19 protein-coding genes are annotated in these 24,806 nt (G+C 72.0%); 8 read left to right on the top strand and 11 right to left on the bottom strand.

What is annotated here, in order from left to right:
* Nucleotides 1-28: 28 nt before the first annotated feature.
* The 6 genes from AB0K21_RS05220 to AB0K21_RS05195 all read left to right on the top strand — a co-directional run bounded on the left by AB0K21_RS05220 (nt 29) and on the right by AB0K21_RS05195 (nt 9,890).
* Complete coding sequence (locus tag AB0K21_RS05220) at nt 29-736, top strand: response regulator transcription factor (RefSeq protein ID WP_343977534.1); 708 nt, start codon at nt 29-31, stop codon at nt 734-736.
* Nucleotides 733-2,121, top strand: coding sequence for a HAMP domain-containing sensor histidine kinase (locus AB0K21_RS05215; protein WP_343977531.1), 1,389 nt, complete (start codon nt 733-735; stop codon nt 2,119-2,121). The genes AB0K21_RS05220 and AB0K21_RS05215 overlap by 4 nt, the downstream gene beginning before the upstream one ends.
* 447 nt (nt 2,122-2,568) lie before the next feature.
* Complete coding sequence (locus AB0K21_RS05210; protein WP_343977528.1) at nt 2,569-4,608, top strand: hydantoinase/oxoprolinase family protein; 2,040 nt, start codon at nt 2,569-2,571, stop codon at nt 4,606-4,608.
* Entirely contained in the window at nt 4,605-6,467 is a 1,863-nt protein-coding gene (locus AB0K21_RS05205; RefSeq protein ID WP_343977525.1) for a hydantoinase B/oxoprolinase family protein, read from the top strand. Before AB0K21_RS05210 ends, AB0K21_RS05205 begins: the two co-directional genes overlap by 4 nt.
* Nucleotides 6,468-6,603: 136 nt before the next feature.
* Entirely contained in the window at nt 6,604-7,800 is a 1,197-nt protein-coding gene (locus AB0K21_RS05200) for a bifunctional glycosyltransferase family 2/GtrA family protein (RefSeq protein ID WP_343977522.1), read from the top strand.
* Nucleotides 7,797-9,890 carry a glycosyltransferase family 39 protein gene (locus AB0K21_RS05195; RefSeq protein ID WP_364147959.1) on the top strand — a complete coding sequence of 698 codons (2,094 nt, stop codon included), beginning with the start codon at nt 7,797-7,799 and terminating at the stop codon, nt 9,888-9,890. Before AB0K21_RS05200 ends, AB0K21_RS05195 begins: the two co-directional genes overlap by 4 nt.
* A 308-nt stretch (nt 9,891-10,198) precedes the next feature.
* Here the strand turns inward: AB0K21_RS05195 and AB0K21_RS05190 are convergent, their stop codons facing one another.
* Nucleotides 10,199-11,017 carry a helix-turn-helix transcriptional regulator gene (locus AB0K21_RS05190; protein ID WP_343976503.1) on the bottom strand — a complete coding sequence of 273 codons (819 nt, stop codon included), beginning with the start codon at nt 11,015-11,017 and terminating at the stop codon, nt 10,199-10,201.
* Between the two features lie 160 nt (nt 11,018-11,177).
* Between AB0K21_RS05190 and AB0K21_RS05185 the strand changes: the two genes are divergently transcribed.
* The gene (locus tag AB0K21_RS05185; protein ID WP_343976506.1) at nt 11,178-11,903 is read left to right on the top strand and encodes an alpha/beta fold hydrolase; all 726 of its coding nucleotides are present in this window, start codon (nt 11,178-11,180) and stop codon (nt 11,901-11,903) included.
* A gap of 123 nt (nt 11,904-12,026) precedes the next feature.
* Nucleotides 12,027-12,680, top strand: coding sequence for a TetR/AcrR family transcriptional regulator (locus tag AB0K21_RS05180; protein ID WP_343976509.1), 654 nt, complete (start codon nt 12,027-12,029; stop codon nt 12,678-12,680).
* A 35-nt stretch (nt 12,681-12,715) separates the two neighbouring features.
* On the opposite strand, the gene AB0K21_RS05175 is transcribed toward AB0K21_RS05180, so the two are convergent.
* The 10 genes from AB0K21_RS05175 to AB0K21_RS05130 all read right to left on the bottom strand — a co-directional run bounded on the left by AB0K21_RS05175 (nt 12,716) and on the right by AB0K21_RS05130 (nt 24,707).
* Nucleotides 12,716-12,985, bottom strand: a complete 270-nt coding sequence (locus AB0K21_RS05175; RefSeq protein WP_343976512.1) for a hypothetical protein — start codon at nt 12,983-12,985, stop codon at nt 12,716-12,718.
* A gap of 67 nt (nt 12,986-13,052) precedes the next feature.
* Nucleotides 13,053-13,904, bottom strand: coding sequence for a helix-turn-helix transcriptional regulator (locus AB0K21_RS05170; RefSeq protein ID WP_343976515.1), 852 nt, complete (start codon nt 13,902-13,904; stop codon nt 13,053-13,055).
* A 112-nt stretch (nt 13,905-14,016) separates the two neighbouring features.
* Nucleotides 14,017-14,241 carry a hypothetical protein gene (locus AB0K21_RS05165; RefSeq protein WP_030908087.1) on the bottom strand — a complete coding sequence of 75 codons (225 nt, stop codon included), beginning with the start codon at nt 14,239-14,241 and terminating at the stop codon, nt 14,017-14,019.
* A gap of 118 nt (nt 14,242-14,359) precedes the next feature.
* A complete protein-coding gene (locus AB0K21_RS05160; RefSeq protein WP_343976522.1) occupies nt 14,360-15,385 on the bottom strand; it encodes a phosphotransferase family protein in 1,026 nt (341 codons plus the stop codon).
* Between the two features lie 114 nt (nt 15,386-15,499).
* Nucleotides 15,500-17,236 carry an acyclic terpene utilization AtuA family protein gene (locus AB0K21_RS05155; RefSeq protein ID WP_343976525.1) on the bottom strand — a complete coding sequence of 579 codons (1,737 nt, stop codon included), beginning with the start codon at nt 17,234-17,236 and terminating at the stop codon, nt 15,500-15,502.
* A 34-nt stretch (nt 17,237-17,270) separates the two neighbouring features.
* On the bottom strand, nt 17,271-18,083 hold the full coding sequence (locus AB0K21_RS05150) for an enoyl-CoA hydratase-related protein (RefSeq protein WP_343976528.1): 813 nt from the start codon (nt 18,081-18,083) through the stop codon (nt 17,271-17,273).
* Nucleotides 18,084-18,141: 58 nt separating this feature from the next.
* A complete protein-coding gene (locus AB0K21_RS05145; protein WP_364147952.1) occupies nt 18,142-20,169 on the bottom strand; it encodes a biotin carboxylase N-terminal domain-containing protein in 2,028 nt (675 codons plus the stop codon).
* Nucleotides 20,170-20,171: 2 nt separating this feature from the next.
* Complete coding sequence (locus AB0K21_RS05140) at nt 20,172-21,704, bottom strand: carboxyl transferase domain-containing protein (protein WP_343976655.1); 1,533 nt, start codon at nt 21,702-21,704, stop codon at nt 20,172-20,174.
* Nucleotides 21,705-21,751: 47 nt separating this feature from the next.
* Entirely contained in the window at nt 21,752-22,411 is a 660-nt protein-coding gene (locus AB0K21_RS05135) for a TetR/AcrR family transcriptional regulator (protein ID WP_343976535.1), read from the bottom strand.
* A 424-nt stretch (nt 22,412-22,835) separates the two neighbouring features.
* Complete coding sequence (locus AB0K21_RS05130; protein WP_364147948.1) at nt 22,836-24,707, bottom strand: protein kinase; 1,872 nt, start codon at nt 24,705-24,707, stop codon at nt 22,836-22,838.
* Nucleotides 24,708-24,806: the final 99 nt, after the last annotated feature.

Below are 24,806 nucleotides of genomic sequence, written 5' to 3'. Positions count from 1 at the left end.
CTCATGATGAGCGTCTAACGTGAGGGCCATGGGTGACGGTGAGGCGGCGCGGGTGCTGGTCGTGGACGACGAGCCCGCGCTCAGGGAGGCGTTGCAGAGCAGCCTGGAGTTCGAGGGCTACCGGGTCGGCGTGGCCTCGGACGGCCAGGAGGCGCTGGAGACGCTGGAGCGGGAGTCGTACGAGCTGGTCCTGCTGGATGTGATGATGCCCCGGCTGGACGGGCTGACCGCCTGCCGCAGGCTCAGGGCGGCGGGCAACCACCTGCCGGTGCTCATGCTCACCGCCCGCGACGCCGTGGGCGACCGGGTGTCGGGCCTGGACGCGGGGGCCGACGACTACCTGGTCAAGCCGTTCGAGCTGGACGAGCTGCTGGCGCGCGTCAGGGCGCTGCTGCGGCGCGGCGCGCTGAGCGCGCCCGCGGCCGCGGACGACGCCTGCCTGGCCTTCGGCGACCTGCGGATGGACACCGCCAGCCGCGAGGTCACCCGGGCGGGCGAGCGGCTGGAGCTGACCCGTACCGAGTACCTGCTGCTGGAGCTGCTCATGATCCATCCACGCCAGGTGCTCACCCGCGAGCAGATCCTCAGCGAGGTGTGGGGCTTCGACTTCGAGCCCTCCTCCAACTCCCTCGACGTCTATGTCATGTACCTGCGCCGCAAGACCGAGACCGGCGGGCGTCCCCGGCTGATCCACACGGTCCGGGGAGTCGGCTACGTGCTGCGGAACTCGGCGTGAACGGTCGCCGTTCGCTGCGCTCGCGGCTGACCCTGCTGGTGGCGGCGGCCGTGGCGCTGGCGATCGCGGTCTGCGCGGTGCTGTGCTGGTTCGTCGTCAGGGCGGAACTGCTGCGACAGGTGGAACGCTCCCTGGAGGTGCCGAAGGGGCCGCAGGGCGTCGAGTGGATCGAGTCGTACTGCGCGGGGGGGCCGGCGGGGCCGAGGGAGAGCAGCGAGCACAGGCCGCCGTTCCGCATCCCGTCGGTCCAGCTGATCTACACCGGGGGCGGCAGGTGTGTCGTGGGCACCGCCCCCGTCAAGGTCACCCCCGCCGACCTGGCCCTGACCCAGGCCCCGCCCGGCACGAGGAGGTTCAGGGACGGGGTGACCGACGGCGGCGAGGAGGTCCGGGTGATGACGAGGAACGTCGGGCCCGGTATCGCGATCATGGAGTCCCGGTCGCTGGAGGAGGTCCAGGCCACCCTCGCCGCCCTGGCCTGGATCCTGGCCGGGGTCACCGCGCTCGGCGTGTTCTGCGCGGCCTCGGCGGGGCTGCTGGTCTCCCGCACCGCGCTGCGCCCGGTCGGCCGGCTGACCGAGGCCGTCGAGTACGTCGCCAGGACCGAGGACCTCGACACCAGGATCCCGGTCGAGGGCACCGACGAGATCGCCAGGCTCGGCGTCTCCTTCAACGCGATGACCGCCGCGCTGGCCGGGTCCCGCGAGCGCCAGCGGCGGCTGATCGCCGACGCGGGACACGAGCTGCGCACCCCGCTCACCAGCCTGCGCGCCAACATCGACCTGCTGCTGCGCAGCGAGAACACCGGGCGGCCGCTCGACCCCGCTCCCAAGCACAGGCTGCTGACCAACCTCAAGGCCCAGTTCGAGGAGATGTCCACGCTCGTCGGGGACCTGCTCCAGCTCTCGCGTGCCGAGGACGAGCACGAGCCGTACGTCGAGGTCGCCTTCCACGAGGTCGTCGAGGAGGCGGTGCGCCGGGCCCGGCTGCGTGCCCCCGACACCCCGATCGAGGTGGAGCTGCGCCCCTGGTACCTGCGAGGTGATCAGGCCGCCCTGGAGCGGGCCGTGGTGAACCTGCTGGACAACGCGGTGAAGTTCTCGCACGGGCGGGAGGGGCCGGTGCGGGTGAGGCTCCGGGACGGCGAGCTGACGGTCAGGGACCACGGCCCCGGCATTCCCCGGGGGGAGCTGCCGTACGTGTTCGACAGGTTCTGGAGGTCGTCCTCGGCCCGCAGCATGCCCGGGTCGGGGCTGGGGCTGGCCATCGTGGCCAAGGCGGTGCGCGACGCCGGGGGAGAGGTGGAGCTGGAGAACGCCGAGGGGGGCGGCACCCTCGCGCGCGTCCGCCTGCCCGGCTCGTTCGCCCGGCCCGCCGGGGCGTGAGCCACGGCTCACCCGTGGCGACCTGCGCCCGGTACGACAGGACCCGCCCCGACGTTCCGGGGTGGCTCGACGCGGTGCGGCACGGTCGCCGCCGGCGCCCGTGGACCCGATCGCCGGCTGGTTCCGTGAGCCGCCCCGGCGACGTCGATTTCCATGAATTGTGTGCAATCTCTTGTCATTGGATGATCACATCTCCATCATGGTGGCAGATCAACCGGAGGAATGTACACATATCTACGGATGGCTGCCCGTACGGGCGGATCCTCGGAGGGCGGTACGCCCCTGAGGCCGAGCCGACCGCGCGGAACGGGGTCCCCGAACTCTGCGACCGCCCCGGGAAGCGTGCCCGGCGCGCGGTGAAGAGGTCCACGGCGGGCCGCTCGGTCCGATCGGCGAGGAGATCACACGGCTCGTCACGGTGGGGACCATTCGACCAAGGAGCACGGCATGCACTACCGGCTCGGGGTGGACGTCGGAGGGACGTTCACTGACATCCTTCTCATCGACCCCGCTACCGGGCGCACCTTCCGCGCCAAGACCCCTTCCACCCCCCACGACCAGTCGGTCGGCGTGCTGGCCGGTATCGAGAAGGTCCGCGCCGAGGCGCGGATCCCCCTCTCGGAGATCGGCCAGCTCCTGCACGGGACCACCGTCGCCACCAACGCCATCCTGGAGGGCAAGGGCGCGCGGGTGGGCCTGGTGACCACCGCCGGATTCCGGCAGGTGCTGCAGATCGCCCGCTCGTTCGTTCCCGGAGGTCTGGCCGGCTGGATCATCTGGCCCAAGCCCGAGCCGCTGGCCGCGCTGGAGGACACGGTCGAGGCGGTCGAGCGGGTCGCCTCCGACGGGTCGGTCGTCACGCCCCTTGACGAGGACGCGCTGCGTGCCTCCCTCGGGCGCCTGCGCGGCGTCGAGGCACTCGCGGTCTCCCTGATCAACTCCTACGCCTTCGACGGCCACGAGCGGCGGGTCGCCGAGATCGCCGCGGAGGAGCTGCCGGGCGTGCCGGTCTCCATCTCCTCCGCGGTCCTGCCCGAGCTGCGCGAGTACGAGCGGACGATCACCACCGTCGCCAACGCCTACGTCCAGCCCCAGGTCGCCAGGTACCTGGACAACCTCGCCGGCAGGATCGCCGAGGGCGGTGTGACGGGCTCCCTGAACATCCTGCGCAGCGACGGCGGCCTGGCCTCCGCCTCCGCCGCCGCGGGCAGCCCGGTCAACCTGCTGCTGTCCGGACCGGCCGGCGGAGTCGCCGGCGCGACCTGGGTCGCCGAGCAGGCCGGCTTCCCGGACTTCCTCACCTTCGACATGGGCGGGACCTCCACCGACGTAGCCCTCGTCCAGGGCCTGCGCCCGCGCGTCGGCCGCGAGACCAGGGTCGGTGACCTGACCGTCCGCTCGGCCTCGGTGGACGTGCGGACCGTCGGCGCGGGCGGCGGCTCCATCGCCCACGTCCCCGAGCTGACCCGGGCGTTGCGCGTCGGCCCGCAGTCCGCCGGTGCCGACCCGGGCCCCGCCGCGTACGGCAGGGGAGGGGAGGAACCCACCGTCACCGACGCCAACGTGGTGCTCGGCTACCTGCCCGCCCGGCTGGCCGGTGGCGAGATCGTCCTGGACCGGGAGCGGTCGCGCGCCGCGGTGGCCGGGGTCGCCGAGGCCATGGGCCTGCCGTCGGTCGAGGCCGCGGCCCAGGGCATCGTCGACATCGTCAACGAGAACATGTTCGGCGCGCTGCGCCTGGTCTCCGTGCAGCAGGGCTTCGACCCCCGTGACTTCGCGCTGGTCGCCTTCGGCGGCGCCGGCCCGCTGCACGCCAACGCGCTGGGCCGGCTCACCGGCTCCTGGCCGGTCGTCATCCCGCCCTCGCCGGGCGTGCTCTGCGCGTACGGCGACGCCACCACGTCCCTGCGCGACGAGGCCGCCCGCACCTACATCAGGCGCTTCTCCCAGCTCACCGACACCGAACTGGGCGAGCTGCTGACCGAGCTGGCCGAGACCGCGGCACGGACACTGGAGGCCGAGGGCGTCGACCGCGCGGACCAGAGCGCGACCTATCACGTCGACGTCCGCTACCACGGCCAGGGATTCGAGATCCCGATCCCGCTGACCCCGGACACCGGGCTCGACGCCCTCGGCAAGGCGTTCGACGCCGAGCACGAACGACTCTTCTCGTTCCTGCTGGACAACGAGCACGAACTGGTCAGCGCCCGCGCGGCCGTCAGCGGGCCGCGCCCCAACGTCCAGGCCGTCTCGCTGGCCCCGGGCGGGGAGGACCCCTCGGCGGCCGTCACCGGAACCCATGAGATCTGGGTCGAGGGCGGCTGGACCGAGGCCGCCGTCCACGACCGCTCCGCCCTGCTCGCCGGGAACGTGGTGCGCGGCCCGGCGATCGTCGTCGAGATGGACTCCACCACCCTCGTACTGCCCGGTCACGCCGCGACGGTCCACGAGAGCGGCAGCCTGCTCATCCGTCCCCTGGAGGCATGATGGCCCAGATCATCGAGACCGCCACCGTGCCGCTCGCCGCGGTGGACGTCGACCCGGTGACCCTCGACATCATCGAGAACGCCCTGCGCAACGCGCGTCACGAGATGGACGAGGTGCTCTTCCGCACCGCGCTCTCTCCGGGCATCCGGGAGCAGCACGACGAGTTCCCGCTGATCGGCGACCCGCGGGGCCGCATGGTCGTCGGACAGTTCGGCCTGTCCATCCCGGCACTGCTCGACGGCTTCGACGGGACCATCGAGGAGGGCGACGTGCTGCTCACCTCCGACCCCTACTCCTGTGACGGCGCGATCAGTCACGCCAACGACTGGCTGGTCGTCATGCCGATCTACGTCGAGGGCCGGGTCGTCGGCTGGGCGTCGATGTTCGGCCACATGTCCGACGTCGGTGGCAAGACCGCCTGCTCCATGCCGACCGACGCGCGCACCATCTTCGAGGAGGGCGTGGTCATCCCGCCCTTCAAGCTCTACTCCCGGGGCGTGCTCAACGAGGACGCGCTGCGCATCATCCTCAACCAGGTACGCCAGCCCGACTGGAACCGCGCCGACCTCAACGGCCTGATCGCGGCCTGCCGCACCGCGTCGCGGCGGATCCAGGAGCTGTGCGCGCGCTTCGGGGCCGAGACCTACACCTCGGCGCTGGAGGCGCTGCTCCAGCGCAACCACGACGCGATGAGAATCCTGCTGGCGACGCTGTTCGAGGACGGGGAGACCCTCACCTTCTCCGACTACATCTGCGACGACGGGGTGGGGTACGGGCCGTACCGGCTGACGTTGTCGCTGACCCGCACCGGAGAGAAGGTGCTGCTCGACTTCTCCGGCAGTGACCCGCAGGCCCAGGGGCCGATCAACTACTACATCAACGAGAACCTCGCCCGGATGTTCTTCGGCATCTACCTGATCACCGTGGCCGACCCGCAGATCCTGTGGAACGACGGCTTCTACCCGCTGGTGGACGTGCGCATCCCGGAGAGGAGCTTCTGGAGGCCCGAGTACCCGGCCGCGCTCAACGCCCGCAACCACGGCATCGGCCGGATCTTCGACCTGTTCGGCGGGCTGCTCGGGCAGAAGACGCCGGAACTGCTGAACGCCGCGGGCTTCTCCTCCTCCCCGCACTTCATGTACTCAGGGCACAAGACCGGTACGGGAGAGTGGTTCCAGCTCTACTCCATCGGCTTCGGCGGCATCCCCGGACGCCCGATCGGCGACGGCCCCGACGGGCACTCGCTCTGGCCCTCGTTCACCAACATCCCGTGCGAGTTCCTGGAGTCCTACTATCCCCTGCGCGTCGAGCGCTGGGAGACCGTCGCCGACACCGGCGGGGCGGGGCTGCACCGCGGCGGCAACGGTGTGGACGTCGCCTACCGGTTCCTGGAGCCGGGCACGATCGCCATCCACGACGACCGCTGGCTCACCTACCCGTGGGGTGTCAACGGCGGTGACCCCGGCGCCCGGGGACGCAAGTGGATCGAGCGGGCCGACGGGACCGTGGAGGTGCTGCCCAGCAAGGTGCACGACGTCCCGGTCGCCCCCGGAGACCTGCTGCACTTCGTCACCTGGGGCGGCGGCGGGTGGGGCGACCCGCTGGAGCGCGATCCGGACCTCGTCGGGCTGGAGGTGCGGCGCGGTCTGGTCACCCCCGGCGGCGCCCGCCGCTACGGAGTGTCCTGCGACGAGGCGGGAACGGTGGACCTGGAGGCGACGGCCGGGCTCCGCGAGTCCCTGCGCGCCTCCAGGCCCGAACCCGCGGTGTTCAACATGGGGCCGCCGCTGGAGGAGGTCCTCGCCCGCTGCGAGGAGGAGACCGGCCTGCCCGCCCCCCGCCCGCCGCTACGGGTGTGAACACGGAGCCTTCCGGCGTCGCCGGGAGGCTCCGTCCTTTTCTCACCCGGTGTTAATGGCCGGCTCAGGATCACTCAAGATCACCTTATGACCCTGAGGCCATGACAGAACCGAGCCGCCGTCACCGGGGGGCAGCGTGAAGCAGGCGACAGCGCCGGCGCGCACCCGAACGGTCGAGATCGTGGTCCCCGTCCACAACGAGCAGCGGGTGCTCGGCGAGAGCGTCCGCCGCCTGCACACCTATCTCACGGAAACCTTCCCCTACGGCTTCCGCATCACGATCGCCGACAACGCCAGCACCGACGCCACCTGGCGGATCGCCGTCGACCTCAGCCGCGAGCTGTCCGGCGTGCGCGCCCTGCACCTCGACGCCAAGGGCCGGGGCAGGGCGCTGCGCAGGGCGTGGTCGGCCAGCGACGCCGACGTGGTCGGCTACATGGACGTGGATCTCTCCACGGACCTGGACGCCTTCCTGCCGCTGGTGGCCCCGCTGCTTTCCGGTCACAGCGACCTGGCCATCGGCACCCGGCTTTCTCGGGGGTCCAACGTCGTCCGCGGGCCGAAACGGGAGTTCATCTCGCGGACGTACAACCTGCTGCTCCGCTCGGCGATGGGGGCGCGGTTCTCCGACGCGCAGTGCGGTTTCAAGGCGGTGCGCACCGAGGTCGCGCAGGCGCTGCTCCCCGCGGTCGAGGACGAGGAGTGGTTCTTCGACACCGAGCTGCTGCTCCTGGCCGAGCGGCACGGTCTGCGCATCCACGAGGTGCCCGTCGACTGGGTGGACGACCCGGACAGCCGCGTCGACATCGTCAGAACCGTCAGGGACGACCTCAGGGGGATGGCGAGGGTGGCGCGGAAGACGCTGTCGGGGGCGGCCAGGATCCCGGTCCCGCCTCGGGTGCGGGCGGCGCGGCTGCCCGGGGGCATGGCCCGCCAGCTGCCGAGCTTCGCCGTCATCGGGGTGATCTGCACCCTGGCATACCTGGCCCTGTTCGTGACCCTGCGCCTGGTGACGCCCGCCGCCGTGGCCAACGGGGTGGCCCTGCTCGTCACCGCGGTCCTCAACACCGCGGCCAACCGGCGTTTCACCTTCGGCCTCACCGGCCGCACCGGAGCCCTCCGCCACCAGCTCGAAGGCGGCCTGGCCTTCCTCGTCGGCCTGCTGCTGAGCACCGGCGGCCTGGCCCTGCTCGACCTCGTGGCACCCGCGGCGTCCACCGCCGCGGAGGTCGCCGCGCTCGTGGCGGCCAACGCCGTCGCCACCCTCGTACGCTTCCTGATGCTCCGCACCTGGGTCTTCAATCCCCGCCGCGCCAAGGAGAGCACCCGATGAGCACCCACACCTCGCCGGCGGCGGGGCCCGACGCACCGGCGCAGCCTCAGGGCGGCAGGCACGCCGCCGGGCCGGGACGCGCGGGCCGGGACGGCGGACTCGGCGGCGTCGCGCGCCGGGTGTCTCTCGGCCGGCCCGGCGACCCCCGCTGGGCGCGGCCGGGCCTGTGGGGTGTGCTCGCGCTGGCCGCCGTCCTGTACGTCTGGGCGCTGGGGCGCAACGGCCACGCCAACGAGTACTACGCCGCCGCGATCCTGTCGGGCACCCGGAGCTGGAAGGCGTTCTTCTTCGGAGCCCTGGACGCGGGGTCGTTCATCACCGTGGACAAGCCACCGCTCGCGCTGTGGGTCATGGGACTGCCCGCCAGGATCTTCGGGTTCGGCACCTGGAGCATGCTCCTGCCACAGGCCGCCGCCGGGGTCGCCGCCGTCGCCGTGCTCCACTCGGCGGTGCGAAGAGCCATGCCCGGCGGGTACGGCCACGCCGCCGCACTGGTCGCGGCCCTGGCGATGACGCTGACCCCGATCACCGTGGCCATCAACCGGGACAACAACCCCGACACCCTCCTCGTCCTGCTGCTGGTGCTCGCGGCCTGGTTCTGCCAGGAGGCGGTACGCACCGGCCGGATGCGCGCGCTGGTCGTCTCGGCGGTGCTCGTCGGCCTGGCGTTCAACACCAAGATGCTCCAGGCCTACCTGGTGCTCCCGGCCTTCGCCCCGCTCTACCTGGTCATGGCTCCGGGGACGTCGCTCCGCCGTCTCGGACACCTGCTCGCCGCGGGTGCCGCGCTGGTGGTCTCCAGCGCCTGGTGGATGGTGATCGTGGACCTGTGGCCCGCGTCGGACCGCCCCTATGTCGGCGGCAGCACCGACAACTCCGTCCGGGACCTCGTCATCGGCTACAACGGCCTCGGACGGATCTTCGGCAGCGGCGGGGGGCGGGGCGGGGGCGGCATGGGGTTCGGCGGCGAGGCGGGCGCCTGGCGCCTGTTCAACGACATCATGGCCGGGCAGATCTCCTGGCTGCTGCCCTTCGCCGTGATCGCCCTGGTCGCCGGGCTGGCCCTGACCGCCCGCGGCCCGCTCCGCGACACCAGGATCGCCCTGCTGCTGTGGGGCGGCTGGCTGGCGGTCCACTACGTCGTGTTCAGCTTCTCCAGCGGCACCTTCCACCCGTACTACTCCACCGCGATGGCCCCGGCCGTCGCCGCGCTGACCGGTCTCGGCGGGGTGCTCGGCTGGAGGGCCTACCGGCGCTCCAGGGCGTGGTCGTGGGTGCTGCCCGCGGGGATCGCGGTCACCGGGGCGTGGGCGTTCACCGTGCTGCGCCGCAGTACGGACTTCGTGCCCTGGCTGGCCTGGACGGTCGCCGCGATCACGGTGACGGCGGTCGCCGGGCTGCTCCTGGCCCGCCTGGGGCCGCGGCTCCGGCTGCGGGTCGCCGCCGTCGCGCTGGCCGCCGGGCTGGCCGCCGGCCTCGCCGGTCCCGCCGCCTACGCGCTGACCCCGCTCGGCTCGGCCGTCAACGGCACCAACCCCACCGCGGGTCCCGCGGGGAGCGGCGGCTTCGGCGGCATGCGGGGCGGCTTCCCCGGCGGCGCGAGAGAAGGGGGTCCCGAGGGCGACGGCGGACCTCCCGGTGGCACACCGGGACAGAACTCGCAGCAGGGGACGACCGGCGACGCCGTTCCGGGGGCGCGCTACGGCCTCCCGGCCGACGGCGTACGTGGCGGTGGTCCCGACGGTGCCATGGACCAGCAGATGATCGAATACCTGAGGAGGAACCTGGACGGCGCGACCTGGCTGGTGGCGGTGAGCGGCGCGCAGGGCGCCTCCTCGGTCATCCTGTCGACGGGGCTGCCCGTCATCGCGATGGGCGGCTTCACCGGGAGCGACCCCGCCATGACCGTGGACCGGCTCGACGGGCTCGTCTCCTCGGGGCGGCTCAGGTACGTGATGACCGGAGGCGGCCAGGGCGGGCCCGACGGGGGCGGGTCCCAGGTGACCGAGTGGGTGCGGGCCAACTGCGCGGCGGTCAAGGCGTCGGAGTACGGCGGCTCCACCGACCGGTCCCTGTACCGCTGCGGCTGAGCCCGCACGCCGGCCGTCCGGGACGGACCGCCTCCCGGGCGGCCGGTGCCGGTTTCCGAAGGCGCCCGCACCGGACGTCCGAAGTCCTCTGCGCCGGATCCGCCTCAGGCCACCGGCTTCTGTACGGGTCCGGGCGACGTCCGGCACGGCACCGGGCAGGTCTGCCGTTTGGACCGCGGTCGACCCGCCGTCCGCCGCGGCCACCGGTGTCCGTGCTGAGATTGGGGCGCGGCCAGGCGAGGAAGCAGGGCGCCTCGGCGATCTCCTCGGGCTGGGCCACCCGGCAGAGCGGCTGAGCACGGACGGGGTCATGTCCGCGTGACGGACGCGAGGAGCGCCAGCTTGTCGGCACTGTCGGTGCCGGGGTCCGGGTGGAGGACGACGAGCGTCTGGCCTGTCGCGCCGCTGACGCCCAGCCTCTCCCGGTTCAGCCACAGGCCACCGACCTGGGGGTGGTCGATGCGCTTGGGGGTGCCTTCGCACGTGTTCACGTCGTGGCGGGCCCAGAGCCTGCTGAAGCGAGGGCTGGCGAGGGAGAGCTCGCCGACGAGTTCGATGAATCGGGGGTCGTCCGTGTCGGTGCCGACGGACTCGCGGAAGCCGGCGACCATGCCCTGCGCGGCGTCCTCCCAGTCCGGGTAGAGGGCCTGCTCGGCGGGGTCGAGGAACACGTCCCGCAGGCGGTTGCCCCCCGCCACGAGTCGCGGCGACAGAGCGGTCGCCGGCGCGTTGGCGGCGAGGACGTCGAAGTAGCGGCCCTCCACGTACGCGGGGAGCGGAAGCGCGACGACGAGCTTGGCGACGCCCGGCGGGACGGTCTCCTTCCGGGGCCGCCGTCGCCGCCGAGGTTTTCCCGCCCCGAGGCGTAGCAGGTAGGCCGTCGCGTTGTCGTCGAGCAGCAGCACGCGGGCGAGGGACCCGAGGACCTGCGCGGAGGGGTTGCGGTCGCGGCCCTGCTCCAGGCGCAGGTAGTAGTCGGCGCTGATGCCGGCGAGCATCGCGACCTCCTCCCGTCGCAGGCCCGGCACGCGCCGTACGCCCACGGAGGGGATGCCGGCCTGTTCAGGAGTGACGAGCTCACGGCGGGCGCGCACGTAGTCGCCCAGCAAGTTGGATTCGTCGCTCATGTCCCCACGGTAGTTCGCGCACCCTCGTGCGTGCCTGGTCCTGTCACCCCCAGGATCGCGGGGGCTCTGGCTCCGTCAGCGGGTGAGCGGAAACCTCACTTCCGTAATGAACACCGGCGAAATCGGCCGGGGATCCCTTCTGCGAGCGAGGAGTTACACCATGTCGACATATTTGCTGGTACACGGGGCCTGGCACAGCGGGCAATGCTGGGAGCGGGTGGTCCCGTTGCTGGCGTCGGCCGGGCACCGGGTGGTCGCGCCGTCGCTGACCGGCCACGGCGACAAGGCGCATCTGCTCGGCCCCGAGGTAGGGCTGGACACGCACGTCGACGACATCGTCAGGCTGATCACCGAGGCGGACCTCACCGACGTGATCCTGGTGGGCCACAGCTACGCCGGGCTGGTCATCTCGTCCGCCGCCAACCGGATCCCGGATCGGATCGCCCATCTGGTCTATCTCGACGCGATGGTCCCCAGGGACGGCGAGAGCGCGGTGGATGTGCATCCCGTGACCCAGGACCTCATCGACCGCGCCGCGGAGTCCGAGGTCGGCTGGCGGGTCCCGCCGATGCCCGAGCTGCCGCCGCCCCTGGGCCTGTTCGGGGTCACCGACCCGGCGGACGTGGCGTGGCTGCGGACGATGTTGTCGGATCAGCCGGTGCTCTGCCTCCGGCAACCGGTCCGGCTGGACAATCCGGCCGTGCGCACGATTCCGCGGACGCACGTTCACTGCGTCGTCGGCGTACCGGAGGGCATCGAGCGGCGGCCCGTCCCGGCGATACAGCCCAACGGCAGCCCGGCGCAGGTGTGGGAACTGGAGACGGGCCACGACTGCATGATCACCATGCCGGCCGAGCTCACCGAACTGCTGCTCAAGCTCGGCTGACCCGCCCACCCGGGCCGCTTCCGGTCCCGCTCTCCTCGCCCGTGCGACGGGGGTGAATTCATTGACTGATTGACCAATCAGTAGTATGGAGGCGGTGTGCCCGCGCTGCTGTAGTCTTGCGCCGTGCACAGCGGAGGAGGAGCGCGCAGCAGCCGCGCCGACCAGGCCGACCAGCGCCGAGCGGAGCTCCTTGAGGCCGCCAGGCGGGTCGTGCTCGAGCGCGGGCTGGCCAGCACCCGTGTCGCCGACATCGCCAAGGCGACGAACGTGAGCGGTGGCCTGATCCACTACCACTTCGCCACCAAGGACGATCTCATCACCGAGATGCTCCGCAGCACCAGCGACTCGGAGATCCAGCGGCTGAAGGAGATCGTCGCGGGCCCCGGCACCGCCGTCCAGCTCCTCGACCGTGTCCTGCGCTTCTACATCCCGGCCTCCCGCTCCGACCAGAGCTGGATCCTCTGGGTCGACGCCTGGGCCGTGGGAGTGCGCGAGGAGCACGTCCGCACCATCCTGCTGGAGCTCGAGGGCGCCTGGATCGAGATCCTCAGCCAGGTGATCTCCGCCGGCGTGGCCTCGGGCGAGTTCACCTGCGACGACCCCCTGGGCTCGGCCGAGCGGATCGACGGCATGCTCGACGGCCTCGTGGTCCGGTACACCCTGCACACCGGCAACATGTCGCGGAGCCGGATGCTCCATCACGCCAGGGTCGCCGCGGCCAGGGAGGTCGGCCTGCGCCTCTCGGACTTTCCCGACGAGCCGGCCGAGGCTCCGTAGCGGCGGGCGGACGGGGAGACCCCGGGGCCGCCGGGTCAGACCTGGGGGGTGGGCAGGGCCGCGAGGAGGAAGGCCAGTCGCGCCGCGGCGCCGTCGATGTTCTCGCTGGTGCCGAGCCGGTAACCCCACGAGGTGATGAAACGGCCGTCCTGGGAGCAGGTCACGGTCTCGGCCAGGGTGCTGCTGAAACGGTTGCGGACGTACACGTACGCGGGATCACCGAACGAGATCCGCTGTACGGAAAGGTCGGCGTGCAGCCGTATCGCAGCAACGAACCTCTCCAGACAAGACAGCGTGTCCAGCATCGTGCGTCACCTCCGTCTCGACAGAGAATTGCACGATCTTGGGATGCTAATCAAGCAATTGCGGTGTTTAGTCCCTTGACTGCCCGGAGAAATCGTTGAGTACTCGGACGATCACCGATCTGGCGTCCTCCCCGAAGACCGCGACCTCGTAGAGTTCCTCGAAGGTCCGCGCGTAGAAGGCGACGTCGTCCGGGTCGCGGAGAAGCAGGTCCCTCGTCCTGGTCGGCACCGTGACATGGGCGTCGTCGTACATCCAGAAACCGTTGAGCGGCGCCGAGGGCAGGGGGGCCTCGAAGGGGATCACGCCGAACTCCACGTTCGGCAGCGCGGTCACCGCCAGTAACCGGTCGAGCTGCCCGCGCATCACGTCCAGCGGGGCCAGCCGGTAGCGCAGCACCGCCTCGGGCAGGACGAACCTGAACCGTCTGCTCTGGTCGTAGAGGATGTCCTGGCGCCGCATGCGGACCCGGATGGCCGCGTCGATCTCGTCGGGGGACCGGTAGAGGCGCTTGATCCGAGTGAAGATGCTCCGGGCGTACTCGGTGGTCTGCAGCAGGCCGATGACCACGCCGGGCTCGAACACCCGCAGCAGCGTGGTCCGTGCCTCCATGTCGAGGACGTCCTCCTGCAGGGCGGCCAGTCCGCCGCGGTGCCGCTGCCGCCAGGAGTCCTGGCGATCCGGGAGCCCCAGCACCTGCTCCACCAGCTCCTCGACCACCTCGGGGGAGGCGTCCGTGGCCCGCGCCCACTGGACGATGTCGTCCTCGGTGACGGTCTGGCGGGCGTTCTCGATCCGGGAGACCTTGGAGGCCTGCCAACTCAGCCGCTCGGCCAGTTCCTTGCCCGACAGGTGGGCGGTCTCCCGCAGGTGCCGTAACCGCGCGCCGAGTTCGGTTCTGGCCTGTTGGAACCCGCCCACACGATCTCCCTGGCCGCTCTCGCCCGCCTGCTCCTCCCGCGGGTTCACGTCACCCCCCGCGTGGTGCGCACGACGCTAGACCCGAGCATGTGGATCAAGCCAGAGAGCACTCCTAATCGTGACCAATATTTACAGAAAGTACTCGGCGCGCGATGTCCACGAGCAACTCGCGGGGCACCTCGACGGCGGTCTCCCCCTCCAGGACGTGGCGCAGGTCGGCCAGCGCCTCCGCGTCGGTCACCCGAAGGCCCTGCACCACGACGGTCCCGCGATCGGTCTCGTAGAGGGAGGGGCAGGCGCCCGCTTCGGAGGTGGAACCAAGGAACCGGAGGCGCATGACTGAATCCTTCCCCGAGCAACACTCTTGGAGCAATTGCGAGCAATCCTAGAGTTTGGAAGGTTGCATGAAGGTTTCAAGCACCAGATAACGCACATTCCACTTATTTCGCCTTATGTCACATGAACGTGCGGGCGCGGGCGAACAGGTTCAGCGTGGTCGCGTGGAGCAGGTCCCCGAGTTCCCTGGGCGCCTTGCCCGCGCACGCGCGAGCGTGTGTGCCCTCCAGCACGATGCCGAGCTTGAAGCAGGCCATCACCGCGTACCAGTCGACGGCGGACAGATCGCGGTCGGACAGGGCCGCGTAGCACTCGACGAGCTCGGTGGCCGGGGCCAGCCCGGTGACGCCGCCGGAGATCACGCCCACGCCGTCGGAGGTCGGCCAGGTCGCCAGCAGCCACCCCAGGTCCAGCAGCGGGTCGCCCACCGTGCACATCTCCCAGTCGACGATCGCGGCCACCCTGGGCCCGTCGCAGGCGAACATGAGGTTGGCCAGGTGGTAGTCGCCGTGCATGATCCCCGGAGTGAACTCCTTCGGCCGGTTGCGCTCCAGCCAGCCGGCCGTCTCCGCCAGTCCGGGGATGTCGGGTCCCGGATATCCGTCCAGGGCCCCGTAGCCGTCCAGTTCGCCCATCCAGCGCGGTACCTGCCGCTCCAAAAACCCCTCGGGGCGGCCGAACCCGTCGAGCACGCCGTGGTCCACCCGCCCGAGGTCGGCCAGCGCCGAGGCCGCCTCCAGGCCCATCCGATGCCGGATCGCGGGATCGCTCGCGTGCGGCTCGGGCAGCCCGACCGTGGGGTTGAAACCCTGGACCGGTTCCATCAGGTAGAAGACCGCGCCCATGACGCTCTCGTCGGTACAGGCCGCGACGAGGCGCGGCGCCGCCACCGGCGTGTCGCGCAGCACGGCCAGCACCCTCGCCTCCCGGCGGAGTACCTCGTTGCTCCTGGCGCGCGGGTGCAGCGGCGGCCTGCGCAGCACGTACCGAGATCCACCCCGCTCGAAGCGGACCATGACGTTCTGCGTTCCGCCCGCCACCGGCGCGACCCGCTCGAACGGCCCGCGGGGCAGCCCCTGCGCGTCCATCCACGCACCGAGCACGCCGAAGTCGATCACGTTGACGTCGATGTGCGTGGCCGTCATGCACCCTCCTCAACCGAATTATATTCTAGTCAGGGTGAATCTATGATCCCCGCCCGCGACGGTCAATACCGTCCGCACCGCGACGGCCGTTACGATCGGGGGATCACACGGGGATCACAGCAGGCGCCGCGGGATGTCGGTGAGTACGGCGCGGAGTTCCTCGCCGAGGGCCTTGGCCTGGGCGTCGAGGCGAGGGCTGGCGGCCACGCCCCGGCCGAGGAGGCCGTGGACGACGAAGTTGAGGGCGAGCAGGTTGGGCAGCTCGAAGCGCTCGACGTTCAGTTCCGCGGTGCAGGGCAGGAGCTCGGCCAGGCGCTCGACCGTCAGGTGGTCCTCCAGCCAGCCGAACTGCTCGGGGGTGCGGACCCAGACCCCCAGGTTGGCGTTGCCGCCCTTGTCGCCGGACCGGGCACCCACGATCGAGCCCAGCGCGGCTCGCACCGTCCCGCCGTCGCCGTCCGCGCCCCACGGGCCGCCCGGTGCGGCCTCCTCCGGCGCTCCGGGGCGCGTGACCGGGGGAGGGGGCGCCTGCCCGGACCGCTCCCGGCCACCGTCCCCCGACGCGTCCGGTGCGGTGGGGAGCTCGTGGCCGTCGAGCCAGACGCGGGCCCGCACCGCCTTCGCCGGGACGAGCGTGGGCCAGTAGACCCCGTACGGCGAGGCGTCACCGGGAGGGGTCAGCCCGTAGAAGCCGGGGTAGCTCGCCAGGCCGGTCTCGACCACGGCGGAGGAGAAGGCGCGTCCGGCCCTGCGCCGGTCGGCGTCCATCACGGTGACGCGCAGCAGGGCGGTGCCCGCCAGCGGGGTGAGCTCGACGTGGACCTCGTCGAACGACTCCCTCGGCACCCGGGCCCAGATGGCCTCCTGGGCGAGCCTGGCCTTGGCCTCGACGTCCAGGCCGGTCAGCACGAGCGTCATGGTGTTGCGGTAGCCCGCCAGGTAGTTGACGGCGACCTTGAGCGTGCTGGGCGGGGCCTCGCCGCGTACCCCCGAGACGCGGACCCGGTCGGGACCCTGCTGCTCCAGCCGGATCGTGTCGAAGCGCGCGACCACGTCGGGGCCGAGATAGCGGGGGGAGGCGATCTCGTACAGCAGCTGCGCGGTGACCGTGCCGACCGAGACCAGCCCCCCGGTCCCCGGGTGCTTGGTCACCACGCTGGAGCCGTCCGCCTCCAGCTCCACCAGCGGAAACCCGCAGTGCGCCAGGTCGGGCACCTCGTCGAAGAACGCGTAGTTACCGCCGGTCGCCTGGCAGCCGCACTCGATGACGTGCCCGGCGACCACGGAGCCGGCCAGCGCGTCGAGATCGCCGGGCCCCCATCCGTACCGCCAGATTCCCGGCCCTGTGACCAGGGCCGCGTCCGTGACGCGGCCGGTCACCACCACGTCCGCCCCGGCGGACAGGGCGGCGGCGATCGGGCGGCCTCCCAGGTAGGCGTTGGCGGTCAGGGCGGGCGCGGGCAGCGGCTCGCCGGTGTCGGCGTTCGGCGCTCCGCCCAGGTCGTGGCCGGTGAGGTCGTCACCGGTGACGTGGGCGACCCGCGCCGGCAGCCCGAGGCGCGCCGCCAGCTCGGTCACCGCCCCGGCGCACCCGGCGGGATCCAATCCACCCGCGTTGGAGACGATCCTGATGCCGCGCTCCAGGCAGGTCCCGAGGACCTCCTCCAGCTGCTTGAGGAAGGTCGGCGCGTAGCCGGGGCGGCCCCTGAGCCGGTTCCCGGCCAGGATCAGCATGGTCAGCTCGGCGAGCCAGTCGCCGGTGAGCACGTCGATCGGGCCGCCCTCCACCATCTCCCTGGCGGCCGACAGCCGGTCGCCGTAGAAGCCGGAGCAGTTGGCGATACGCAACATCGGATCTCCTCGGGCGGGTGTCCGGCAGGCGGTGTCAGCCCACCTCGGGGACGGGGATCCAGGACGCGGGCCGCTTCTCCATGAAGGCGGCGATCCCCTCCTGCCCCTCGGCGGAGGTGAAGCGCCGGGCGGACAGCTCGGCCATCTGGCGCATGCCCTCCTCGACACTCAGCTCGGGCACGGTCCGCACGAGCTGCTTGGTGAGAGCGAGCGACTCGGGGCCGCCGCGCAGCAGCATGCCGGTGTAGTGGGCGACGGTCGCGTCCAGCTCCTCCTCGGGCACGGCGCGGGTGAGCAGCCCGATCTCCCTGGCGCGGGCGGCGTCGAACGTCTCCCCGGTGAGCAGGTACTCGGCGGCGGCGCGCGGGTCGAGCCGCCGCAACACGGTCACCGAGATCATCGCGGGCACCACGCCGAGCCGCACCTCGCTGAAGGCGAACGACGCCGAGTCGGGGGCGATCGCGAAGTCGCAGGCCGCCACCAGACCGAGCCCCCCGGCCCTCGCGGTGCCGTTCAGCCTGCACACGACCGGCTTCGGGCTCTCCCAGATCAGGCTCATGATCTCCGGAAACGACGCGGTCACCGGCGCCTCGTGCGCGCCGCGGGGGGGAACCCGCTGCTCCTTCAAGTCGGCGCCCGAGCAGAACACCGGCCCGGTCCCGGTGAGCACGATCACCCGGACGCTCTCCTCGGCCAGCGCCCGGTTGAGCCGGTCCTCCAGGTCGCCCAGCAACCGCACCGACAGGGCGTTGCGGTTGCGGGGGGAGTCGAGGGTGATCGTCGCCACCCCCCCGGACACCTCCCCGTGCACCAGGCGCTCCACCGGCCAACCCCCATCGGTTCTCATCTGAATCCTTCCAGCCGCAAGACCCCGTACTCCGGCTCCGGAGAGCCCGGGGAGGGGATCAAGTCTGCCCCTCGATCACGACCAGCACGAACCCGGCCTCGACCTGGCGGCCCGGCGTCACGTTCACCGCCGCCACCGTGCCCGGCGCGGGGGCGGTGATCCGGTGCTCCATCTTCATGGCTTCGAGCACCACGACCACCTGCCCTTGCCCGACGCTCTCGCCGGGTTCGACGTCGATCCGCAGCACGGTGCCGGGCATGGGGGCCAGCAGGGAGCCGGGTGGCACCTGCTCCACCGGTGCGGGCAGGCGCTCCAGCGGGGTGAGCCGCACGGAACCGAGCGGGGAGTCCACGTGCGTCACGCCGTCGTAGCGGGCCACGGCGAACCTGTGCCGCACGCCCGAGGTCTCCAGTACGACCAGCGAGGGCGTCGCGCCGACCAGGACGGTATCGGGGAACCCCTCGGCGCGCAGGCCGTCCCTGGTGATCCGATAGGAGATCTCCGCCTCCGCGAACGCGGTGCGCTGCGGCTGCGACACCACGTTGCGCCATCCGCTCGGCAGTCCCGCCTGCACCGTCGCCGCCGCGCGGTTGGCCGACGCCCGCGCGAGCGCGGCGGCGAGGGCGGACAGGCGCACGGCCCCCGGCTCGGCTCCGGCGGTCCGCCGTCCGGACGCCGACCCGGTGAGGCCGTGCTCGGTCAGGAAACCCGTATGGGTCTCCCCGGCGAGGAACGCCGGATGGCGCAGGACCTCGACCAGCAGGTCCCGGTTGGTGACGGGGCCGTGGATCCGCGCGCCCGCCAGCGCGAAGGCCAGCCTCCGCACGGCGTCGGCGCGACTCGCGCCGTAGGAGATGACCTTGGCGAGCATCGGGTCGTAGTGCACCCCGATCGCCGAGCCGTCCTCGACGCCGGAGTCCAGCCGCAGCCCGTGCCGCCCGCCGGGTACGGGCGCGAAGCGGGAGTCCACGCCGGGGATCTCCAGGCGGTGCAGGGTGCCGCTCTGCGGGAGCCAGTCGAGGGCCGGGTCCTCGGCGTACAGGCGAGCCTCGACGGCGTGCCCGGACGGCTCGGGCGGCGCCGCGGGCAGCCGGGCGCCCTCGGCGATCCGCAGCTGCAACTCGACGAGGTCGACACCGTAGAGGCACTCGGTCACCGGGTGCTCCACCTGCAGGCGGGTGTTCATCTCCAGGAAGGCGACCGTGTCGCCCCTGACGAGGAACTCGACGGTTCCGGCACCGACGTAGTCGATGACCCGCGCGGCCGTGACCGCCGCGTCGCGCAGCCGCGCCCGTGCCGCCGGGGAGATCGCCGGGGAGGGGGTCTCCTCGATCACCTTCTGGTGCCGCCGCTGGATCGAGCACTCCCGCTCGCCCAGCGCCCACACCGTCCCGTGCCCGTCGGCCAGGATCTGCACCTCGATGTGCCGGGCGCCTTCCAGCAGGGGCTCGACGAACACGGTGCCGTCCCCGAACGCGGACGCGGCCTCGGCGCGCGCCGACTCGACCGCCTCCGACAGGTCGCCGGTCAGCCGCACGACGCGCATCCCGCGCCCGCCGCCCCCGGCCGACGCCTTCACCAGCAGGGGAAGGGGGCCGCCCATCGAGGTGAACACGGCCTCCAGGTCCCGTTCCAGGTCGTCCGCCGAGTGGCCGGGACCCGTGGTGAATCCCGGCAGCACCGGGACCCCCGCGGCCGCCATCAGCTCCTTGGCCTCGATCTTGGAGCCCATCGCGGCGACGGCCTCGGCCGGCGGACCGACCCAGGTCAGGCCCGCGTCCGGCACGGCCCGTGCGAAGGCGGCGTTCTCCGACAGGAAGCCGTAGCCGGGATGGACCGCGTCCGCCCCCGATCTGCGGGCCGCGTCGATGATCTTCTCTGTCGACAGGTAGGTGTCGGCGGGTCTGACACCGCCGAGCCGCACCGCGTGGTCCGCCTCGGCCACGTGCGGGGCGTCGGCGTCGGCGTCGGAGAAGACCGCGACGGTCTCGATGCCGAGGTCACGGCAGGTACGGAAGACGCGGCGGGCGATCTCACCCCGGTTCGCGACGAGCAGGCGGCGGATCGGCGAGGCGGTCACGGGCATGATCACATCCGGAAGACGCCGAAGCCCGCGGGCTCCGGGGCGGGGGCGTTGTGTACGGCGGACAGGCACAGGCCCAGGACCGTCCGGGTGTCGCGGGGGTCGATCACCCCGTCGTCGTAGAGGCGGCCGGAGAGGAAGAACGGCAGCGACTCGGCCTCGATCTGCGCCTCGACCATCCGGCGCATCGCCGCGTCGCCCTCCTCGTCGTAGACCTGCCCCCGGGCCTGGGCCGCGGCCCTGCCGACGATGGACAGCACCCCTGCGAGCTGGGCGGGCCCCATCACCGCGGACTTCGCGCTGGGCCAGGAGAACAGGAAACGAGGGTCGTAGGCCCGGCCGCACATGCCGTAGTTGCCCGCTCCGTACGAGGCGCCCATGACGATCGTGAGGTGCGGGACCGTCGAGTTGGACACCGCGTTGATCATCATGGCGCCGTGCTTGATGATGCCGCCCTGCTCGTAGTCCTTGCCGACCATGTAGCCGGTGGTGTTCTGCAGGAAGACCAGCGGTGTGCGGGCCTGGTCGGCGAGCTGGATGAACTGCGCGGCCTTCTGCGCCTCCTCGCTGAACAACACCCCCCGGGCATTGGCCAGTATCCCGATCGGATAGCCGTGCAGGCGGGCCCACCCGGTCACCAGGCTCCCGCCGTACAGGGGTTTGAACTCGTCGAACTCGCTGCCGTCCACGATCCGCGCGATCACCTCGCGCGGGTCGAACGGGATCTTCAGGTCCTCGGGCACGATGCCCAGCAGTTCGTCCTCGTCGTACAGCGGTTCACGCGCGGTCCCGGCGGAGGCGCCGAGCCTTCGCCGGTTCAGGCCCCTGACGATCTGCCGCCCGATCCGCAGCGCGTCATGCTCGTCGGCGGCCAGGTAGTCGGCCAGCCCGCTGACCCGGGCGTGCATCTCGGCACCGCCCAGCGACTCGTCGTCGGACTCCTCCCCGGTGGCCATCCTGACCAGCGGGGGCCCGCCGAGGAAGACCTTCGCGCCCTTCTTGACCATGACCACGTGGTCGCTCATCCCCGGTACGTACGCCCCGCCGGCGGTGGAGTTGCCGAAGACCAGGGCGATCGTGGGGATCCCGGCCGCCGACAGGCGGGTCAGGTCGCGGAAGATCCGGCCGCCGGGGATGAAGATCTCCTTCTGGGTCGGCAGGTCGGCCCCGCCGGACTCCACCAGATTGATCAGCGGAAGCCGGTTCTCGAAGGCGATGTCGGCCGCCCTGAGCGTCTTGCGCAGCGTCCACGGGTTGGACGAGCCGCCCCGCACCGTCGGGTCGTTGGCGACGAGCACGCACTCGACGCCCTCGACCACCCCGATCCCGGTGACCACGCTCGCCCCCACGGGGAAGTCGCTGCCCCAGCCCGCCAGCGGTGAGAGCTCCAGGAACGCCGAGTCGGGATCGACGAGCAGCTCGATCCGCTCCCTGGCCAGCAGCCTGCCCCGCGCGCGGTGCCGGTCGACGTACTTCTCGCCGCCGCCGGCCACCGCTCTGGCCTGCTCGGCGTCGAGCTCGGCCAGTTTGGCGAGCATCGCCTCGCGCCGGGCCAGGTAGTCGTCACCGGAGGTGTCCAGCCGGCTCACGAATCCGCCTCCTTGATTGACGTCGGCGTCATGTTGCCGCCTTGGCTCGCGGGCGTCAGGCCGATGGCCCGGGCCCAGAGCGTGGAGAGCATGACGACGGCGGTCCGCTCGTCGGCGTGCTCGCCGAGGTCGAGCCAGACGTGGGCGAAGTGCTCGACCATCCCGCCCAGCATCACGGCGGTCAGCCGGGGGTCCAGCGACGGATCGGCCAGGCCCTGCTCCTGCAGGCGCCGCAGCCCCTCCGCGCCGCGCCGCACGAAGACCTCGCGCAACTCGAGCAGCAGGCCGCGGAACCCCTCGTCGGCGATCGCGACCTGCTCCAGCATCCTCACCAACCGGGAGTTGGCCGCCCAGGCGCGCAGGTAGAGCAGGTTGGCGGCCTCGATGCGGGCGTACGGGTCGTCGGGAGCGGCGGGCCCGACCACGCTGGCGGTGAACATCTCGCCCACCACGGTGGCCGCCACCTCACGGAACAGCTCCTCGCGCGAGCCGAAGTAGGTGTAGAAGGTGCCGTGCGAGACGCCGGCGCGCGCGCAGACGTCGTCGACGCGCACGGCGTCGTAGCCTCGCTCCTCGAACATCTCCCGTCCGGCCTGGACGAGCGCCGCCCGCGTGCGGCGGCCCCGGCTGCTGAGCGTCTCAGACTTGACGATCACGTCAATTACGGTAGCCCACAACCGGTACTCCCGCCAGGGGCCGAGCCTGATCGGGGGAGGCGGCCGTTCGGCCCACGTCCCGGTGATCTCACGGAGTCGCGCCGAGGGAAAGCCGTGCCCGGATTCCGGGCGGCCGATACGGAATGGGGGCAGAGGAAGAAGGCGCATCTTCCACCCGGTTCGGGGAGGCGGCAGCGCATGGAAGACACGTCAGGCGGCATGTCGAAGGCCGCGGCCGACCTCCCCCTCGGCATCGCCGCGCATCGCCGTCGGCGCCGGCCCGTGAGCGGTCCTCGAGGCCGCGGCCGGCCGGGAAAAGGGCTGGGCGAGCCCCGCGCTCCGCCCCACGGGGATGCCATGCGGGCCGGTTGGCCCGCGCGTCGAGCGGTGGAACCGGTCGGCGCGCTGTGATCCGCTGTGCCCCTCAGCCGCAGTGGCTCCAGCCGCTCTTCCACGACAGCGACCCGTACGTGCCGCCCCAGATGACGCACTTCTTGGCCGCGGACAGGCGTACGGGGCCCGCGTAGACGGTGAACTTGCCGGGGTTGCTACCGCTGGAGCCGCCCTTCACCTGGAGTATCGCGTTCATCGAGATCTTGGCGGGGATCACGTACTTGGACATGGTGACGACGCAGTTCTTACCCGCGGCGGAGCTGTAGAGCAGGTAGATCGTCGCGACACTGCCCAGGGCCTTGGAGTTGACGACCTTGTAGCCGCTGCCGCAGACGCCGGTGGCCGTGTAGGGATTGGGTTTCCGGGGGGTGGGCTTCGGACTCGGCTTGGCCGTCGAGGTCGGTGGCACGATGGCGATGGGCTTGGACGTCGGCTCGGGAGCCGATGAGGGGTTGACGATGCCGCTCGGCTCCGCCGAGCCCGGCAGCTCCGCCCGCGGGGTGGGCTTGGCGGTGGTGGCCGCCGGGCTGGAGGCCCGGGAGGGGGGCGTGCTCGGCTTCCCCGTCGGCGCTCCCGCGGCGCGGCTCGGATTCTCGGCCGGCCGGGATGACGGCCGCGCGATCCGCCGGGACGGGTGAGGCGTGCCGGTGAGGAGTTCCCTGTCCTCCGGAGGCAGGGAAGACTCCTTCCCCGCCGTGGGCGGATCGCCGGGAACGGTCGTCGAGCCGGGACCCGGGGTCTCCGCCGCGATGGACGCCGCTCCGGCTCGCGCTATCGCGGCCTTCTCGTCGTTCCGCAGGGCCACCACGGTCCCGGTGGTCACGCCGAGCGCGGCCACGACCGCCACCCCGGTGAGCAGGAGCCCCACGGGTCCGCGCGGCTTCCTCCCACCCGGCTCCCCGGCCCGCCGGGGTTCGTCCTGTCCCGGCCCGCCGTGTCCCGGTGCGGCGCCTCCCGGTCCGTCCGGCGGTGGTCCGTCCTGACGTTGCCCGCTCTGCCGCGTGGCCGCCGCGGACACGTGACCGGGACCGGGCACAGGACTGTGACCTGGGCCGGGTACAGGGCCGGGGAGGGGCGCCGGACGCCGGACCGGGGTGGTGGAGGCGGTGCCCATCAGGCGGTTGACGAGTTGTTCGGCGGTGGGGCGCAGCGCCGGGTCCTTCGACAGGCAGGCCGCGACCAGCTCGCGCAGCTCTCCCTCCAGCGCGCTCAGTTCCGGCTCCGCGTTCAGAATCCGGTTGATCACGATGGGGATGGAGTCCTGGCCGAACGCGGGCCGGCCGGTCGCGGCGAAGACCATCGTGACGCCCCAGGCGAACACGTCGGCCGCGGGGGTCACCTCGCCCGCCCCGAGCTGCTCGGGCGCGAGATAGGAGGGGGTGCCCATCGCCACCCCGGTCGCGGTCATCCCCGGAGAGTCCAGAGCCCTGGCGATGCCGAAGTCGATCACCACCGGGCCCTCGGGACCCATCAGCACGTTGGCGGGCTTGAAATCACGGTGCAGGATGCCCGCGCGGTGGATCGCCGACAGCGCGGTGGCGGTACTGACGGCGAGACGTTCCAGGGAGGCGCCGCGCCGTGGCCCCTGGCTGTCGACCAGCTGGCGCAGGGAGGGGCCGGGGACATACTCGCTCACGATGTACGGACGGCTGCCGGCGAGGTCGGTGTGGAGCACGGAGGCGGTGCAGAACCGGGCCACCCGTTGCGCGACCGACACCTCGCGCAGGAAGCGCGCCCTGGCCTCGGGGTCGCTGACCAGTCCGTGGTGGAGGAGCTTGACGGCGACCTGCTCGCCCTCAGGCCCCCGCCCGAGGTAGACGATCCCCTGTCCGCCCTCTCCAAGCCGCCCGGTCAGCTCGAACGGCCCCAGGCGTGGGGGATCCTCCGCTGTTAGTGGTCCCACCAGATTCCCCCCGACAAAACCCGAAAAAATGGTTTATGTGGAGCAGAACGCTACCAGTGTGAGAGGTGGGGCGAACGGCCATGAGGATTCGGGGAGCCG

The organism is Streptosporangium sp. NPDC049248 (genome assembly GCF_040678965.1).
Taxonomy (GTDB): Bacteria; Actinomycetota; Actinomycetes; order Streptosporangiales; family Streptosporangiaceae; genus Streptosporangium; species Streptosporangium fukuiense.
The sequence above is the reverse complement of the archived record's forward strand: the minus strand, read 5'-3'. Positions and strand labels throughout refer to the sequence as shown.